The sequence below is a fragment of the Senegalimassilia faecalis genome, from assembly GCF_004135645.1.
GTDB classification, from domain to species: Bacteria; Actinomycetota; Coriobacteriia; order Coriobacteriales; family Eggerthellaceae; genus Senegalimassilia; species Senegalimassilia faecalis.
This window is the reverse complement of record NZ_SDPW01000001.1, coordinates 1,765,364-1,782,162: the sequence shown is the minus strand read 5'-3', so window position 1 is coordinate 1,782,162 and position 16,799 is coordinate 1,765,364. Positions and strand designations below refer to the sequence as shown.

Annotated in this window: 10 protein-coding genes, 3 rRNA genes and 1 pseudogene; 3 read left to right on the top strand and 11 right to left on the bottom strand. The window is 61.4% G+C overall.

The genetic code is table 11. The features are described 5' to 3' along the window. Positions 1-345: 345 nt before the first annotated feature. The 6 genes and pseudogenes from ET524_RS07530 to ET524_RS12185 all read right to left on the bottom strand — a co-directional run. Positions 346-1,719: a DHA2 family efflux MFS transporter permease subunit gene (locus ET524_RS07530; protein WP_129424620.1), complete on the bottom strand. Its 1,374-nt coding sequence runs from the start codon at positions 1,717-1,719 to the stop codon at positions 346-348. An 84-nt stretch (positions 1,720-1,803) separates the two neighbouring features. Then, positions 1,804-2,361 (bottom strand): aminoacyl-tRNA hydrolase, encoded by a 558-nt coding sequence (gene pth, locus ET524_RS07525; RefSeq protein ID WP_129424618.1) that lies wholly within the window; start codon positions 2,359-2,361, stop codon positions 1,804-1,806. A gap of 11 nt (positions 2,362-2,372) precedes the next feature. Beyond that, positions 2,373-3,350 carry a ribose-phosphate diphosphokinase gene (locus tag ET524_RS07520; RefSeq protein WP_236648281.1) on the bottom strand — a complete coding sequence of 326 codons (978 nt, stop codon included), beginning with the start codon at positions 3,348-3,350 and terminating at the stop codon, positions 2,373-2,375. A 171-nt stretch (positions 3,351-3,521) separates the two neighbouring features. Further along, entirely contained in the window at positions 3,522-4,904 is a 1,383-nt protein-coding gene (glmU, locus tag ET524_RS07515; RefSeq protein WP_129424616.1) for a bifunctional UDP-N-acetylglucosamine diphosphorylase/glucosamine-1-phosphate N-acetyltransferase GlmU, read from the bottom strand. Positions 4,905-5,196: 292 nt separating this feature from the next. Further along, positions 5,197-6,426: a Na+/H+ antiporter NhaA gene (gene nhaA, locus ET524_RS07510; protein WP_269089566.1), complete on the bottom strand. Its 1,230-nt coding sequence runs from the start codon at positions 6,424-6,426 to the stop codon at positions 5,197-5,199. Between the two features lie 73 nt (positions 6,427-6,499). Continuing rightward, a pseudogene (locus ET524_RS12185) lies at positions 6,500-6,592 on the bottom strand (hypothetical protein); the annotation flags it as partial. A 375-nt stretch (positions 6,593-6,967) separates the two neighbouring features. Between ET524_RS12185 and hpf the strand changes: the two are divergent. Together hpf and ET524_RS07500 are read left to right on the top strand one after the other, a co-directional pair. Continuing rightward, positions 6,968-7,525, top strand: coding sequence for a ribosome hibernation-promoting factor, HPF/YfiA family (gene hpf, locus ET524_RS07505; RefSeq protein WP_129424614.1), 558 nt, complete (start codon positions 6,968-6,970; stop codon positions 7,523-7,525). 356 nt (positions 7,526-7,881) lie between these two features. Further along, positions 7,882-8,100 (top strand): acyl carrier protein, encoded by a 219-nt coding sequence (locus ET524_RS07500; protein WP_129424612.1) that lies wholly within the window; start codon positions 7,882-7,884, stop codon positions 8,098-8,100. A gap of 234 nt (positions 8,101-8,334) precedes the next feature. Here ET524_RS07500 and ET524_RS07495 read toward each other — a convergent pair whose 3' ends face one another. The 5 genes from ET524_RS07495 to ET524_RS07475 all read right to left on the bottom strand — a co-directional run bounded on the left by ET524_RS07495 (position 8,335) and on the right by ET524_RS07475 (position 15,812). Beyond that, a complete protein-coding gene (locus ET524_RS07495; RefSeq protein ID WP_129424610.1) occupies positions 8,335-9,759 on the bottom strand; it encodes a bifunctional folylpolyglutamate synthase/dihydrofolate synthase in 1,425 nt (474 codons plus the stop codon). Positions 9,760-9,865: 106 nt separating this feature from the next. Then, positions 9,866-10,483, bottom strand: coding sequence for a uracil-DNA glycosylase (locus ET524_RS07490; protein WP_129424608.1), 618 nt, complete (start codon positions 10,481-10,483; stop codon positions 9,866-9,868). Positions 10,484-10,795: 312 nt separating this feature from the next. Beyond that, positions 10,796-10,910 (bottom strand): 5S ribosomal RNA (rrf, locus tag ET524_RS07485). Between the two features lie 124 nt (positions 10,911-11,034). Next, positions 11,035-14,012 (bottom strand): 23S ribosomal RNA (locus ET524_RS07480). Positions 14,013-14,299: 287 nt separating this feature from the next. Then, positions 14,300-15,812 (bottom strand): 16S ribosomal RNA (locus ET524_RS07475). Together the 16S, 23S and 5S rRNA genes form the textbook arrangement of a ribosomal RNA operon. Before the next feature lie 574 nt (positions 15,813-16,386). Between ET524_RS07475 and ET524_RS07470 the strand changes: the two genes are divergently transcribed. Continuing rightward, positions 16,387-16,695 (top strand): hypothetical protein, encoded by a 309-nt coding sequence (locus ET524_RS07470; protein ID WP_129424606.1) that lies wholly within the window; start codon positions 16,387-16,389, stop codon positions 16,693-16,695. Positions 16,696-16,799 lie beyond the last annotated feature (104 nt).

Here is a 16,799-nt window from a genome sequence, read left to right as displayed (position 1 = left end):
CCCGTTTCTTTCACTTTACTACAGTAGAGTGCTGAAGTGCAGTATACCAGACGGGCAGCACATGGCAACCATCGTGACGAAAACGACCGCGAACGGCACAAGCGCTGCACGCGACAGCAAGGGCCGCGTGCCTTCCGCGCCATGCGCGCGCCAACCACAAACGTTAGACATCAACGAATCGAGCACACCCCCCATCAGACGTGCTGACCGCACACCAGTTACCGCACGCGTCGTCGCCACTCACAACAGGCATACGAAAAGGCCGCGCCCTTCCCAAGCACGGCCTTCGTCAACGTCAATTTCAAGGCCCGCAGACTTGCACGTCCCGTTAACGCACGCCGCGCGCTAACGCACCTTCGTCACCGCCACCACGAAGACGCAGGCCGCAAGGGCCGCGGAAATGCCGAACGCCGCCTGATAAGCCACCTGCGCACCAACGGCCCCTGTTGCTGCCGCAGCGGAAAGCGCCGTGATCGCAAGCACCATGACCGCCGTGCCAAGCGACGCGCACGCCTGGCGCACCGCCGCGAAAAACGCGCTGGCGTCCATCATGATCTGGCCCGGAAGACCGCCCATGCCCCACGAATTCAGCGGGCCGATCAGCGCGCTCACGCCCATGCCGCGCACCGTCTGCATGAGGGTCAGCAACCACAAAGGCGTGCTTTCGTCCGTGAACGCCATGGAAACGGCCCCCACCGTCAGCAGCGTAGATGCCACCAGCACAACCGGGCGCGCGCCGATTTTGTCGGACAGGATACCCGCAAGCGGATTGACCACCACGGCCAAAATGGTGGCGGGCACGAACACGAGCCCCGCCTCAACGGCACTCAAACCCAAAAGCCCCTGCACATACAAAGGAACGATCAACGTGATGCCCATAAACGACGCGAACAGGCAATTCTGCGCAATGAAGCTGATGCGGAAATGCGGGAACTGGAAAATCTGCATGGTGATAAGCGGGTGCTCGATGCGCTTCTGGCGCACCACGAACAGCACCAAGCACGCAACGCCCACAAGCGCGGGCGCCCACACCAGCGCGGAAGCGATGTCCATGCTTGCCGCATTCGAGAACGCCAGCAGCAGCCCGCCGAAGCCCAGCGTCGAGTACAGAAACGAAACCACCTCGAAACGCGCGTCCCGACACGGCGCATCCTCGCGCTTGACCAGGGCCGTTGTGGCAAGGATCAGCACAACCACCACCACATCGAACAGCACGAAGAAGCTTCGCCATCCATACGAATCCACCAGCACGCCGCCGATAAGCGGGCCGATGTTCGGCGCAAAGCCCATGGCAATGCCCGCAATGCCCATGGCCGTGCCGTTTTGCCCCGCAGGGAAGCGCGTCATGGCAATGGACTGCACCACGGGAAGCGTGACACCCGCGCCAACCGCTTGCAGCACGCGCCCCGCCACCAGCACGGGAAACGATGGCGCCAGCACATCGACGATACCGCCGGCCAAAAGCAAGCACAGCGCCAAATACACGACGTTGCGCACAGACAGCTTTTGCGACAAGAACGTGACGGCGGGAACAGTGATGCCCAGCGCAAGCATGTAAATGGTGGTAAGCCACTGCCCCACGCTGGCATCGACGCCGAAATCCGCGCTCACGCCGCCCAACATGGAATTCATCACCGTTTGCGTAAGCGACCCCAACGCGCAGGCCAGCACAACAATGGTGAACAGCGCATACGTGCGCCCCTTCTCAGATAAGGACATATCCGCTCCGCTTTCTGTACCCCCGCACATAAAACGGAGACGCCCAAAGGCGTCCCCGATGCGATGCAGCCTGCATCCATTGTACTAGTTAAAGCGCTGCTGCGTCTTGTCCAAACCGTCCGTTATGAGTGAAAGGGCGGCCTGGCTGGCCAGGTGCGTTGCCTGGGAGAAGTCGTCGGCCTGCTCTTTCTTCGGCCGGCCAAGCACCCAGTCCACCACCGGCATGCGTCCCGGCGGGCGGCCGATGCCGCAGCGCACGCGGAACCAATCGCGCGTGCCCAGCTTGTCGCAGATGCTGCGCAGGCCGTTGTGACCCGCGTGCCCGCCGCCGAACTTCACGCGGATGGTGCCCGGGTCGATGTCAAGCTCGTCGTGGATGACGATCAAGTGGTCAGGCTTCACGCCGTATGCGTTCATCAGCTGCTTCACCGGCCCGCCCGACGTGTTCATGTAGCTTTGCGGCTTCGCCAGCACCACGTCGTTGTCGCGCCAGACGCCTTTAGCGGTAAGCGCGCCGCACTCGGTTTTCCAATAGCGCGCGCCCACTTCCTCGGCCACCAAGTCAAGCGAGTCAAAACCGGCGTTATGCCGCGTGTGCTCATATTCCTCGCCCGGATTCCCCAGGCCAACGATCAAAAACATGCAGCCGCACCCTATTCGAACAGCGAAGCCACGGAACCGTTGTTGTACACGTTCTTGATGGTTTGCGCGAACAGCGGAGCCAGCGTGACCACCTTGATCTTGCCGGTCTGGCGCTCAAGCGGCACGGGCACGGCGTCGGTGACCACAACCTCTTCGATGCAGGAATTCTCCAGGCGCTCGTAAGCCGGGCCGCTGAACAGGCCGTGCGTGGCGCAAGCATAAATCTTCTTCGCGCCCTTGGCCTTCAGCGTGGTAGCGGCGGCGACCAGGCTGCCGGCCGTGTCGATCATGTCGTCGTTCAGGATGCAGGTCTTGTCCTTCACGTCGCCGATCAGCGCGGTAATCTCGGCCTGGTTGTGCTTCGGGCGATCCTTATGCATGATGGCGATGTCGCAATCAAGCAGCGTGGAGAACTTCTTCGCAGCCTTCGCGCGGCCCACGTCGGGGGACACGACGCACAGCTCCTCGGGCTTGAAGCCCATCTGCTTGAAGTAGTCCACGAAGATGGGCATGGCCGTCATGTGGTTCACCGGCTTGTCGAAGAAGCCCTGGATGGCGTCCTGATGCAGGTCGATGGCGATGAGGTTGTCGGCACCGGCGGCGGTCAGCAGGTCGGCCACAAGCTTCGCGGTGATGGGCTCGCGCGGCGCGGCCTTGCGGTCCTGGCGCGCGTAGCCGTAATGCGTGATGACGGCGCTGACGCTGTGCGCGGAGGCGCGCTTTGCGGCGTCGATCATGATGAGCAGCTCCATGAGGTTGTCGTTCACGTCGAAGCCGTTCGGGCTTGAGCACACGGACTGCACGATGAACACATCGGCGCCGCGGACGCTTTCCAGGTAGCGAGCGTAAATCTCGCCGTTCGCGAACTTCTCCAGCTTCACGTTGCCCAGAGAAATCCCCAGCTCCTGCGCAATCTTGTCCGCAAGTTCCAGGTTGGAAGAACCCGAAAACACTGCCATCCTCTTACGCTTTTCCATTTCCGCAGTCATGCGCGTGCTCCTTCGCATCGCTTCGCAATTGTCAGTTGTTGCCTATTCTACTTGCGCGCGTGGGAAAAGGCCAGATAGCAAGCCATCCTTCTACGAGGACTTCACGCCATACGAAAACGCCCCTCCCGAGCGTTCGGAAGGGGCGTTCAAAGCAAAGGGCGAAACTGCCGCCTATTCCTCGGCGGCCTGGCGGGCGCGCTTCTTTGCCGCCCAGCCGGGAACCTCGCGCTGCTCGGGACGCGTGAGCGCCAGCGCGTCGGGCTGCACTTCCTTCGTGATGCACGAGCCGGCGCCGATAATGGAGCCGGCGCCGATGGTCACGGGGGCCACCATCATGGTGTCGCTGCCGATGAACGCGTTGTCGCCGATGGTGGTGGGCCACTTCTTCTTGCCATCGTAGTTGCACGTGATGGAGCCGGCGCCGATGTTGACGCCTTCGCCCATGGTGGTGTCACCGATGTAGCTAAGGTGCGGAACCTTGCTGCCGCGGCCGATGGTGGACTTCTTGATTTCCACGTGCGTGCCGGCCTTCGCGCCTTCGCACAGGTGCGTGCCGGGACGCAGGTAGGCGCGCGGGCCAGCGGTTGCGGCGTCGTCGATCTGCACCTCGATGGCAACGGTTTCCTCGATGGTGCAGCCGCGGCCGACGCACGTGTCGGTCAGGCGCGTGTTCGGGCCGATGACGCTGTCCTCGCCCACGCGCGTGGCGCCCATGAGCATGACCTGCGGCAACAGCTCCACGTCGCGCTCGATTTCCACATCGGGGCCGATCCATACCTGATCGGGATCTACCATGGTGACGCCGGCGGCCATATGGCGCTCGTTGATGCGGCGCTGCATGACCTTCGTCACCTGCGCCAGCTGGATGCGCGAGTTCACGCCCAAGCACTCGGTGGCGTCGTCGGTGGCAAGCGCCAGCACGGGACGGCCAGCGTTTCGGCAGATCTCCAGCACGTCGGTCAGATAAAACTCGCCCTGTGCATTATCGTTGCTGACCTGGGCCAGCGCGTCAAACAGCGCGCGGGCATCGAAGCAATAGAACCCGGAATTGCACTCGTTGACGGCGGCCTGCTCGGGCGTGGCATCCTTCTGTTCGACGATGCGCTCAACCTGGCCCGCCTCGTCGCGAATGATGCGTCCATAACCGGTGGGGTCGTCAAGCTTCATGGTCAGCACCACCACGGCCGCGTTGCGTTCGTCGCGAACTTGAGCCAGGCGAGCAATGGTTTCCGGCTTGATAAGCGGGCAATCGCCCGTCAGCACGGAAAGCGAGCCATCGAAACCGGCGAACGCATCGGCGCAAGCCAGCACCGCGCCGGCCGTGCCATTCTGCACTTCCTGCACCACTACCTGCGTATCGCCTTCCACCAGCGGAATAACCTGCTCGCGCGCATGGCCCACTACCGTGGCCACCTGCGAAACGCCCGCAGCGTGCGCGGCATCAACAACCCAGCGCACGAGCGGCTTGCCCAAGACCTCGTGTGCGACCTTGGGCTTTTTCGACTTCATGCGGGTACCGGCACCCGCGGCCAAAACGATGGCGGCAGCTTCCATGGCGTTCCTTTCAGTAGGCTGGCAAGAAAGCGCGAACTTTCGCGCACCGCAGCGCCGCAGGCGAAACCCGCCGCGCCGCAAGCGATTGAACTGCAGAAAAGTATACCGCAACGCCCCTTGACGCCCCGCCGCCTGCACGCCAAGCGCACACAGCCACTACCCTAGCGTTACCAACGCCGCAATTCAGGAAGCGAACGCCACGCACGCAGCGCCACACATCCCCAAAGACCCGCCAGCTCATCTAGCGCAGCCAAGCATCCGGCAGCAAGTCTCAAAGCACCCAACGCGCCGCTTATGCCAAGCCGCGCGGATCGCTCTCGTAGCCTTCGCCCAGGTCGTGCAGCATCTCGCGGCTTTCGCGGGCATCTTCGCGATCGGCGGTCGGCAGCGCCGCAAAATCCTCTTCGGCACCATCGGCCGCGCGCACGAACGCCACGCCCTGCTTCTGCGCGCCGCGCGCCTGCACCAACAGGAACGTGAAGCCCAGCACGCCGGCGGCCAGCGACGCCAGCAAAATGCCCAGCTTCGCCGTGGCAACCAGCACCGCGTCGGTAAACGCCAGGTTCGCCACGAAAATGGCCATGGTGAAGCCAACGCCGCCCAAAATAGACGCGCCCAGCATATGCAGCCAGTTCACGTTCTCTGGCAAGTTCGCCAGCTTCAGCTTCACCACCAAAAAGCTCATGGCCATGATGCCAAGCGGCTTGCCCACCAGCAGGCCGAAGAAGATGCCGAAGAACACCGGCGAGCCGAACAGCGCGCCCACATCCATGCCCGCGAAGCTCACGTCGGCGTTCGTCAGCGCGAACAGCGGCAAAATGCCGAAATACACCCACGGATACAGCTTGTGCTCAAGCCGCGTTGCCGGCGGGACAACCTGGCGCGCCACGTGCGACAGATGCTCGACCGTCTTCACATACTGGCTTTGCGCCAGCACCGGCTCGTCCGGATCGTACGCGCGGCTGGCCTCGCGCACCTGCGTGTCGGACCACGTGGCGAAACTGCGCAGGTTCACGCGCGACCCCGACGGAATAGTGAACGCCAGTAGCACGCCGGCGATGGTGGAATGCACGCCCGACATGTACACGCAGTACCACAACACGGCGCCTACCAGCAGATACGGCGCAAGAGAGTACACATGCCCGCGATTAAGCGCCACCAGCACGGCCAGCACCGCCGCCGCCGCGGCAAGCCAACCAAGCGACGGGCTTTGTCCGTAAAAAATAGCGATGACCAAAATAGCGATGATGTCGTCAGCCACGGCAAGCGTAGATAGAAACACGCGCACGCCCGCCGGCACGCGGTTGCCCAGAAGCGCCAGAATGCCCAGTGCGAACGCGATGTCGGTGGCCGTCGGCACGCCCCAACCACCCGCGGTGGCGGGGTCGCCCGCGTTGAACAACAGATAGATGCCGATGGGCGCCAGCACGCCGCCAACGGCCGCCATGATGGGCAGCAGCGCCTGGCGGATGTTCGTCAGCTCGCCCACCGTCAGCTCGTACTTCACTTCCAGGCCCACCAGCAGGAAAAAACACCGCCATGAACACGTCGTTGATCACGTGCGCCAGCGACATCTCGCCCACGGCGTCGCCGAAGAAAAACCCGATGTGCGTGTGCCAGAACTCCAGGAACGGCTCGTGCGCGGCCGTGTTCGCCACCACAAGCGCCGCCACCGCGGCAAGCAGCATGGCACCGGCGGCCTTCGTGGAAGAATGCGTCAGGTTGATAAGCTTCTGCCAGCGATGCTGATGCCCCTGAACCTCTTTGATGTAAATGCGATTATCGTGCATGTCCTACCTTAATCCCTTGGTTCGGACAGTCTATCATGCGGGCGATGCGGCACGCCCGGGAACGTGGCGTGGGCGTTTTCAAAACGTTTACGAACGAACCCGAAAATACCGCCAAATTCGGCTGCAAAATCTCCGTAAAGTGCGCTATGCTGTTTGTACCGGTTCGACGAAAGGGGTCAACCTGCAACGCACTTCACAGTGGCCTTTTATGGCCTTGAGCAGGCACGATTCCCGTCGAACTTTTTTATCCGCCGCGAGGAAGAGGTGATTGACATGAGCATTACCGTCACCGGACGCAAGATGCCTGTAACCGACGCGCTGCGCATGTACGCCGAGGAAAAAATCGGCAATTCCATGAAGGTCATGGACATTAATCCGCTTGATGCCGAAGTCGTCCTGCACGTGGAGAAGAACCCTGCAAACGCAACCCCCGCTATCTGCGAGGTTACGCTGCGCACGAAGGGCCACATCGTTCGCGTCGAGGAATCCGAAGAGGACATGTACGCCGCCATCGACGTTGCCGCCGCTAAGGTTCTTCGCCAGCTTCGCAAGTTCAAGACGCGCGTGCTCGACCGCAAGGTTCGCGCCGATGCTGCCGCACCGGTAGGCGAATTCGATCCCGACAGCCTCATGGCAGAGTTCACCGCCGACGAAGAAGTGGTTCGCGTGAAGGAAATGCAGTTCCAGCCGCTTACCGAAGAGGAAGCGCTTGTGCAGATCGATCTGCTCGGTCACGACTTCTTCGCGTACATCGATCGCGACACGAACCTGGTCAACGTGCTGTATCGCCGCACCGGCGGCGGCTACGGCCTGCTGAAGCAAGTCGACTAGCGATTATTCACCGTTACCACGTGGCCGCGCACCTTTGCGCGGCCACTTTTGTTTTGCAAGTACCCCTCTTTCGCTGCAGCGTTCGCAGCGACCCGCAGCCCCAGCTAACAAACAAGCCGCGAACAGCCTGCAGCGCAGAAGCCAACACACGCAGTGCGCTTCACCATTTCGCCAAACACGCTGCAGCATTACAGAGCTGATTGTCCTGCAATATCCAAACGCAGTCCTTCCCTTTCCCTGTTTTCACCTGTGCAGCACGTATGATTCGTGCGTGTCGGCTCATCTTGAACCGCAAAGCCCGCGCGCGGTTTGTGCTACCATACCTGCGTTGCTAGTTTGAGAAAGGATTCGCCACTATGGCTACCATCGACACCATCAAAAAAGTTCTTCAGGACAACCTGGATATCGAGCCCGAAACCGTCAACGAAGAGTCCACGTTCGAGTCCCTCGGCATCGACTCCCTCGACATGGTCGAGCTGATCTGCGACCTCGAGGAGAAGTGCGACGTCGACTTCGGCGAGCCCGAAGGCCTCGAAACCGTCGGCGACCTGGTCGAGTACATCGACAACCTGTAAGTCGCAAAACAAAGCACCAACAAAGAAGCCGTCCGGATAGATGTCTGAACGGCTTCTTTCTATTCAGCAAGCGTAAAGCTCTCTAGCGATTGACACGGCACTGATATCAGCCGTCCAAACCCGAAACGCGCACATCCGCTTGTCGCTGCATCAAGCCATCGCGCGTTTGGGCGTGCAGCCTTCAACCACCAACAACACACAGCTGCGCAATCAAAACCGCAGCGCGACTCGGAGCTACTCAATCAGACCCGCAGCCCGAAACGCCTCTTTCGTCTGGTGAATGCTGTACAGGCTGCCAAAAGCACAGATAATGCCATCAGTGCCAGCATATTCGCCAGCTCGCTTGGCACCGTCATCGTAATCACACGCCGCATACACCGGCAGCTCCGCTCCGTCGGCCAGGTCAGCCACAACACGTTTCGCCTCGGCGGCATATTCCGGTGCCGGCAATGCGCGAGGGTTGTCAGGCGTCACCGCCACAAACGCACAGGCATACGGCAGTACGGTTGCAAGCATTGCCGCATGGTTCTTATCAGCCATAACGCCTGAAAACAAAACGACTTTCTTGCCAGGGAAAACATCCGCCAAAGAATCGGCAAGCGCCTGAGCTCCCTGGGGGTTGTGACCGCCATCAACCACAATCAACGGCCGCCCGCTCACACGCGGCAGCACCTCGAACCGGCCCGCCCACCTGGCAGCGGCAACACCAGAACGCACAGCGTCATCGGAAATATTCCACCCACGTGAACGAAGCGCAAACACCGCCTCAAGGGCAAGCGCGGCATTTTTCGGCTGGTAGCTCCCCAGAAGCGACGTCGTATACGCAACACCTTTATACGTAAAGAAGCGAAGCACCGATGGTTGGCCAGCCGCAGCATCAGCTTCCTCAACATGAACTATTTCGCCAACGCTCAAGGAAGAGAACTCAGGGCAGGAAACAGTACCGCCGCAACCTCGCACAGCCTCATCAACCACCGCCATCGCTTCAGCATCTTGAGGCCAAGACACCACCGCGCAACCAGGCTTGATGATGCCCGCTTTCTCGCCCGCAATCTCGGCCGTGGTGTTGCCCAGCAAGTTCGTATGATCAAGCCCAATACGCGCAATAACCGCAACCTCGGGCACATCAATCACGTTCGTAGAGTCCAAACGACCGCCAAGGCCAACCTCAAGCACCACGATGTCGCACTTGCTTTCCGCAAAATATTGCAGCGCGACAGCCGTCATCAGCTCGAACTCTGTGGGATGGTCGTCGCATTCAGCAGCCATCGCCTCAGCATGCTTGCGAACCTCAAGCGTGACGCGCGTAAGCGCCTCGTAGCTGATATCGAGCCCATTCACGCGAATGCGCTCTTCAAATCGTTCGATAAAGGGACTGGTAAACAAGCCCGTGGTATAGCCAGCAGCTTGCAGTATGCTCGCAATATACGAACACGTGCTGCCCTTCCCATTCGTGCCCGCAACGTGCACGAACCGAAGCGAATCCTGCGGGCGCCCCAAACGCTCAAGAAGCTCTCGAATACGGTCAAGCCCCAGCCGAGAGGCTTGCCAATAGGGAGTGTTGATATACGCAATGGGATCGAAATCCCCCGCTTCAAATGAGTCAGAAATCACCAGTAACCCGCAATCTATTAAGTGAGCGTCACACAACGCAATCATTACGCGTAAGCAGTTCTACAACAAGCGTTACGCAAGCATGCGAATAGTCAGAAAAAGCAGCAGAATGCCCACAGCAAAAGGGACATGACGCTAAGAGCGAACGCTGTTAGCTAGCAGACGCAGCACCATCACCTTGCTGAGCGGCCTTCATCTTTTCCGCATCAAGCATCTGCAGCACTTCCTTCAGCGTAACGAAATCATTCTCTAATGCCTCACGCTTAGCACCGTCATACAAAGCAGCAGCAGGATGAAATATCGGAAACACCAAAAACTTGCCCGCCTTATAGGCATGCCCATGCAAGCGCGAGATGCCCATCTGCGTCTTCAAGATAAACTGCGTTGAGAATTTCCCCAGCGTCACGATGACCTCGGGATCAATGGTTCGCGTCTGCTCACGCAAAAACGGCGTACACGCCTCAATCTCCTCAGGACGAGGGTCGCGATTCGAAGGCGGCCGACACTTCAACACGTTCGCGATGAACACGTCCTCGCGACGCAAGCCAGCAACTCCCAGCAGTTCATTTAAATAATGCCCGGCAGCCCCCACAAAAGGCTCGCCCTGCAAGTCCTCATTTTTCCCAGGAGCTTCGCCAACGAACAACACCCGGGCATGGGGGTTTCCCGTGCCGAAAACCGTTTGCGTGCGCCCATCAGCAAGAGGGCACCGCCGACAACCCCTCACCTGCAAGTTCAATTCATCCAAAGGAATATGAGGCTTAGGCACTACAACCCCCTGTTCAGACCGTCAACGCTATAAAGCCTATCACAGAAAGCAATCAAACCCCAAAGAATCAAGGACTGGTAAGGGCAAAAGCCGACTCATAGCCATTCATTATCCCCCAGAACGCAGAAGAGACCCGCGCGCAAGAGAAGGCGCCCCCGGAACGCAGAATAGGCCGCGCGCAGCAGGCCCCAGAGCGCGGAAGGGGACCCGCTCATAGACGCCCTAAAACGCAAGAAGGGCCCGCGGGGGGACGATCCCCCCGCGGGCCCTGCCGGCCTCTGCGGCCGCTCGCGCATAGAAAAGCGCCCTCCGCGAGCGCGACGCCCTGCCCTCCCGCAGCCTTGCGCTGCAGTACTCTCGGCGAAGGCGGGCTTAACTGCCGGGTTCGGGATGGGACCGGGTGATCCCCGCCTCTGTGGTCGCGCTCGCGGGGGGCGCTCCCCCGCGGCTCATGGATATGAGCCTGCCCGGGTCCCCTTCCGGGGCGACCCTGGCGGCCGTGCAGCGAAGGAAGCTGCCCGCACATCGACGCCTCGCAAAATCCCTTACGAGGATGCGAAGAGCTCGGGCTATCAGCAGCGCTCGGCTGAGCGGGTCGCCCCGCTTGCACCTGCGCCCTGTCGACCGGGTGTTCTACCCGGGCCCTTACCGGAAAGTGGACTCATCTCGGAGACGGCTTCCCGCTTAGATGCCTTCAGCGGTTATCCGTGCCGGGCGTAGCTAGGCGGCCGTGCCGTTGGTCGACAACCGCTGCACCAGAGGCCCGTCCACCCCGGTCCTCTCGTACTAGGGGCAGACCTCCTCAATCCACTTGCGCCTGCGGAGGATAGGGACCGAACTGTCTCACGACGTTCTGAACCCAGCTCGCGTACCGCTTTAAACGGCGAACAGCCGTACCCTTGGGACCGACTTCAGCCCCAGGATGCGATGAGCCGACATCGAGGTGCCAAACCTTGCCGTCGATGTGGACTCTTGGGCAAGATCAGCCTGTTATCCCCGGAGTACCTTTTATCCGTTGAGCGACGGCCGTTCCACTCTGTGCCGCCGGATCACTAGAGCCTGCTTTCGCACCTGCTCGGCCCGTCCGCCTCGCAGTCAAGCTGGCTTGCACTCTTGCGCTCTCGGGACGGTTGCCGACCGTCCTGAGCCAACCTTTGCGCGCCTCCGTTACTCTTTAGGAGGCGACCGCCCCAGTCAAACTACCCGCCTGGCACGGTCCGCGGCCCCGGTCAGGGCGCCGCGTTAGGCCGCCGGAACGGAGGGGGCAGTATTCCAAGGGCGGCTCCGCCGGGGCTGGCGCCCCGGTTTCGATGCCTCCTGCCTATCCTCTACGCGCCGAGCCAACGGCCAATGCCAAGCTGCAGTGAAGGTTCACGGGGTCTTTCCGTCCTTCCGCAGGTAATTCGCATCTTCACGAATAGTGCAATTTCACCGGGTCCATGGTCGAGACAGCGCCCAAGTCGTTACGCCGTTCGTGCAGGTCGGAACTTACCCGACAAGGAATTTCGCTACCTTAGGACCGTTATAGTTACGGCCGCCGTTTACCGGGGCTTGGCTTCAGCGCTTCGCACGAGTGCTAACGCATCCGCGTAACCTTCCGGCACCGGGCAGGCGTCAGACCCTATACTTCCCCTCGCGGGTTGGCAGAGTCCTGTGTTTTTGGTAAACAGTCGCTTGGGCCGTTTCGCTGCGGCCGCCCAGGGCTCGGGGAGCGTGTCCCTCCACCCCGGGCGGCGCTCCTTCTCCCGAAGTTACGGAGCGGTTATGCCGAGTTCCTTGACCATGGTTCCCCCGATCGCCTCGGTATGCTCTACCCGCCCACCTGTGTCGGTTTTGGTACGGGCGCCTCTGTCCCTGCCTAGGGGTTTTTCCAGGGAGCGTGGGCTCCGCAGCTTCGCCATGCGGCTTCGTCTCGCGTCTCGGCCTTCCTGCAGGGCGGGTTTGCCTGCCCTGCGGCCTACGCGCTTTCACGGGGGCGTCCAGAACCCCGCCTGCGTACCCTTCTCCGTCGCCCCGTCGGTCTGAATAGCGGTCCAGAGGCGGTACAGGAATGTCCGCCTGTTGCGCATCGGCTACGCCTTCCGGCCTCGCCTTAGCTCCCGACTGACCCTGGGAGGATTAGCCTTCCCCAGGAAACCTTGGGCTTACGGCGGCGGCGTTTCCCGCGCCGCTCTCGTTACTCATGCCAGCATCCTCACTCCCCTGCGCTCCACCGTCGGTCGCCCTCCGGCTTCTCCGCCCAGGGGAAGCTCCCCTACCAATGTGTCTACATTCCGCCGCTTCGGCGCGTCGCTTAGCCCCGTGAATTGTCGGCGCGCCCCCACTCGACCAGTGAGCTGTTACGCACTCTTTGAATGCATGGCTGCTTCTAAGCCAACATCCTGGTTGTCTGGGCAGGGGCACATCCTTTGCCACTCAGCGACGACTTGGGGGCCTTAGCGGGCGGTCTGGGCTGTTTCCCTCTCGAGCACACAGCTTAGCCCACATGCTCTGACTCCCGGCCTTTCCGTCCCGTCGGCATTCGGAGTTTGGTCGGCATCGGTAGGCGGTGAGGCCCCCTCCTCCGTCCAGTGCTCTACCGCCGCGGGAAAACGGCCGGGGCTAGCCCTAAAGCTATTTCGGGGAGAACGAGATATCTCCGGGTTTGATTGGCCTTTCACCCCTACCCACGGGTCATCCCCTCCGTTTTCAACCGAAGTGGGTTCGGCCCTCCACGGGGTCTTACCCCCGCTTCAGCCTGCCCATGGGTAGCTCACCCGGCTTCGCGTCCACCGCGCGCGACTACGTCGCCCGCTTAAAGACTCGCTTTCGCTGCGGCTCGCTTCTATAGCTTAACCTCGCCGCGCGCGGTGACTCGCTGGCTCATTCTACAAAAGGCACGCCGTCACAGCGCGATGGCTGCTCCGGCTGCTCGTGGGCGCGAGGTTTCAGGCGCTGTTTCACTCCCCTCTCGGGGTGCTTTTCACCTTTCCCTCGCGGTACTGGTTCGCTATCGGTCGCGGGAGAGTGTTCAGCCTTGGAGGGTGGTCCCCCCTGCTTCGCGCGGGGTTTCACGTGCCCCGCGCTACTCTGGGAATCGGGAACCCGCTGCCTGCGCCTCTTCGGGTACGGGGCTCTCACCCTGTTCCGCCGGCCTTCCCAGGCCGTTCCCCTGAGGGGCAGGTTTATGACAGCGGGAGGGGGGTGCGGCCCCCTCGCGTCCCGCCCAGCAACCCCGGCGCGGAAGCGCCCGCACGCTGTGACACGCGCGCCGGTTTGGGCTGGCCCGGTTTCGCTCGCCGCTACTCCCGGGATCTCGGTTGATTTCTCTTCCTCGGGGTACTTAGATGTTTCAGTTCCCCCGGTTGCCTCCTGGCGCCCTATTTGATTCAGGCGCCGGTAGCGGGGCATTGCCCCCGCTGGGTTCCCCCATTCGGGAATCCCGGGATCGAAGGCCGTTTGCGCCTCCCCCGGGCTTATCGCAGCTTGCCGCGCCCTTCGTCGACTTCCCGCGCCAAGGCATCCGCCTCGCGCCCTTAACATCTTCCATCCAAGGGATCCTGACTGAATTAGTACAGGTCGTTCAAATCGATAGAGAATACCAGATGAATGATCGTTGCGATCGTGAAGAATCCGAATCGTCTTAATTGGATCGATTCTAAATAATTCGTTCTCGGGGGCCGGGGGGATTGCCCCGGCCCCGCGTCGTTGTGCTTTCGCTTCGCTTCGCTGTTCGGCTGTCAAGGTGCCTCGGGGCGGGAGCCCCGGGAGCCGGATGCTGGATGGAAGAGACTTCCAGTGAGGCAGCGATTCTCTTGATTGGTCGAATCTCCCTAGAAAGGAGGTGATCCAGCCGCACCTTCCGGTACGGCTACCTTGTTACGACTTCACCCCCCTCACCCTCCACACCTTCGACGCCTCCGCCCCCCGGAGGGGTTCGGCCGGCGGCTTCGGGTGCAGACGACTCGGGTGGTGTGACGGGCGGTGTGTACAAGGCCCGGGAACGTATTCACCGCGGCGTGCTGATCCGCGATTACTAGCAACTCCGGCTTCACGGAGGCGGGTTGCAGCCTCCGATCCGAACTGGGGCCGGCTTTGCGGGATCCGCTCCCCCTCGCGGGGTGGCAACCCTCTGTACCGGCCATTGTAGCACGTGTGCGGCCCAGGGCATAAGGGGCATGATGACTTGACGTCGTCCCCGCCTTCCTCCGGCTTGACGCCGGCGGTCCCCCGCGAGTCCCCAACTGAATGCTGGCAACACGGGGCAGGGGTTGCGCTCGTTGCGGGACTTAACCCAACACCTCACGGCACGAGCTGACGACAGCCATGCACCACCTGTCACCGCTCCTTCCGGCCACGGCGTCTCCGCCGCTTCACGGTGATGTCAAGCCCTGGTAAGGTTCTTCGCGTTGCTTCGAATTAAGCCACATGCTCCGCTGCTTGTGCGGGCCCCCGTCAATTCCTTTGAGTTTTAGCCTTGCGGCCGTACTCCCCAGGCGGGGCGCTTAACGCGTTGGCTGCGGCGCGGAAGATGTTATCCCCCACACCTAGCGCCCATCGTTTACGGCTGGGACTACCAGGGTATCTAATCCTGTTCGCTCCCCCAGCTTTCGCGCCTCAGCGTCAGTTTCGGCCCAGAGAGCTGCCTTCGCCGTCGGTGTTCCTCCCGATATCTGCGCATTCCACCGCTACACCGGGAATTCCGCTCTCCCCTACCGCACTCGAGAGCGCCAGTTCGGGACCCGGCCGGGGGTTGAGCCCTCGGGTTAGAGGTCCCGCTTAGCGCTCCGCCTACGCGCGCTTTACGCCCAATGAATCCGGATAACGCTCGCCCCATACGTATTACCGCGGCTGCTGGCACGTATTTAGCCGGGGCTTCTTCTGCGGGTACCCTCGTTGAAGTGTTCCCCGCTGAAAGCGGTTTACGACGCGGACGCCTTCGTCCCGCACGCGGCGTTGCTGCGTCAGGGTTGCCCCCATTGCGCAAAATTCCCCACTGCTGCCTCCCGTAGGAGTCTGGGCCGTATCTCAGTCCCAATGTGGCCGGTCGGTCTCTCAACCCGGCTACCCGTCGTCGGCACGGTGGGCCTCTGCCCCGCCGTCTACCTGATGGGCCGCGACCCCATCCCCCGCCGCCAAGGCTTTCCCGGCCAGGACATGCGTCCTTGCCGGAGTACCAGGTATTAATCCCCCTTTCGGGGGGCTGTCCCTGGGCGGGGGGCAGGTCGGTCACGTGTTACTCACCCGTTCGCCGCTTCATGTCCGCCCGGAGGCGGTTTCATCGCTCGACTTGCATGTGTTAGGCACGCCGCCAGCGTTCATCCTGAGCCAGGATCAAACTCTCCGTTGAAGAAGAGCGGGGCCGGTCTCCCGTCCCCGCGATCTTTGGCATAAAAAGAAAAACTTTAAAAGAAATTGTAAATCCGGGGCAGGCGGGCTCAAAGTAGGTAGGCCCTGCCTGCGCTGGCTTCACTGGCTATTGTGATCGTCTCTTGTCCAGTATCCGGTTCTCAAGGTTCCCGCCTGCGGGGTCGCCCCCGCGGCTTTCGGCCTTCGCGCTTTCGCGCTTGGCGCAAGATTGAATAATACGCGCCTCCCCGCCCCGATGCAAGGACTATTTTCTGCTGGGCGGTTTCTCCACGTTTCCTACATATTTGGGTTTTAGGGCGGGATGCTGGCTTCATGCCTACAGAGGAGCGCCTCGGGCTGCGCGCGCCCGCCGTCACGCTCGGTCTTGCGCGCGCCTCCGCTTCCGATCGAAAGCGCGCACCTGCGTTACTAGCACACTTGAACCTCTTTTCTTACGCGCGCCGTACGCGGTTTTTACATTGGGGTATTACATTGAACGTGAGCATGAAGAGGCGTTTCGCTCGGGGCCGTTTGGCGAGTTTGCGAAGCGCGAAGGTGCGTTGGAAGGGGTTGGCATGAGACGTTTGCAGATGCATTTTGCGTGGTACATGGCATCGTACACGGTGCTTATGCTGGTCAGTTACGCGCTGTGGATTGCCGCGGGGTCGCCTGCCGGGCCGCTTGAGGCCGGCACGTTTGCGGGCGGCTTGCAGGCGGTGTCGAACTTCCTGGTGGATTTCGCTGTGGTTGCCTATCCTTTATATGCTGCGATTCGCTTCATTATCAAGCGGCTGTCGCGTCCGATGGGCACGCGCTTGCGTCCGGTGAAGGGCGAGACGAAACGCGAAGTTGCTGTGAAAGCTGCTTCTTCCCTTTCGTTGTAGTCTCGTGAAAGCAAGTAGGTAGTCTTTATATAGGTGTAGATGCGGTCGATCGCGGTTCTGGTTGGAATAGCGATCGACCGCTTTGTTGTTTACGCTGCCACTTG

What these genes read in the sequence shown, in the direction of transcription:
- ET524_RS07530 (WP_129424620.1), bottom strand. Translation starts at nt 1,719, where the DNA reads ATGTCCTTATCTGAGAAGGGGCGCACGTATGCGCTGTTCACCATTGTT.
- pth (WP_129424618.1), bottom strand. Translation starts at nt 2,361, where the DNA reads ATGTTTTTGATCGTTGGCCTGGGGAATCCGGGCGAGGAATATGAGCAC.
- ET524_RS07520 (WP_236648281.1), bottom strand. Translation starts at nt 3,350, where the DNA reads ATGACTGCGGAAATGGAAAAGCGTAAGAGGATGGCAGTGTTTTCGGGT.
- glmU (WP_129424616.1), bottom strand. Translation starts at nt 4,904, where the DNA reads ATGGAAGCTGCCGCCATCGTTTTGGCCGCGGGTGCCGGTACCCGCATG.
- hpf (WP_129424614.1), top strand. Translation starts at nt 6,968, where the DNA reads ATGAGCATTACCGTCACCGGACGCAAGATGCCTGTAACCGACGCGCTG.
- ET524_RS07500 (WP_129424612.1), top strand. Translation starts at nt 7,882, where the DNA reads ATGGCTACCATCGACACCATCAAAAAAGTTCTTCAGGACAACCTGGAT.
- ET524_RS07495 (WP_129424610.1), bottom strand. Translation starts at nt 9,759, where the DNA reads ATGATTGCGTTGTGTGACGCTCACTTAATAGATTGCGGGTTACTGGTG.
- ET524_RS07470 (WP_129424606.1), top strand. Translation starts at nt 16,387, where the DNA reads ATGAGACGTTTGCAGATGCATTTTGCGTGGTACATGGCATCGTACACG.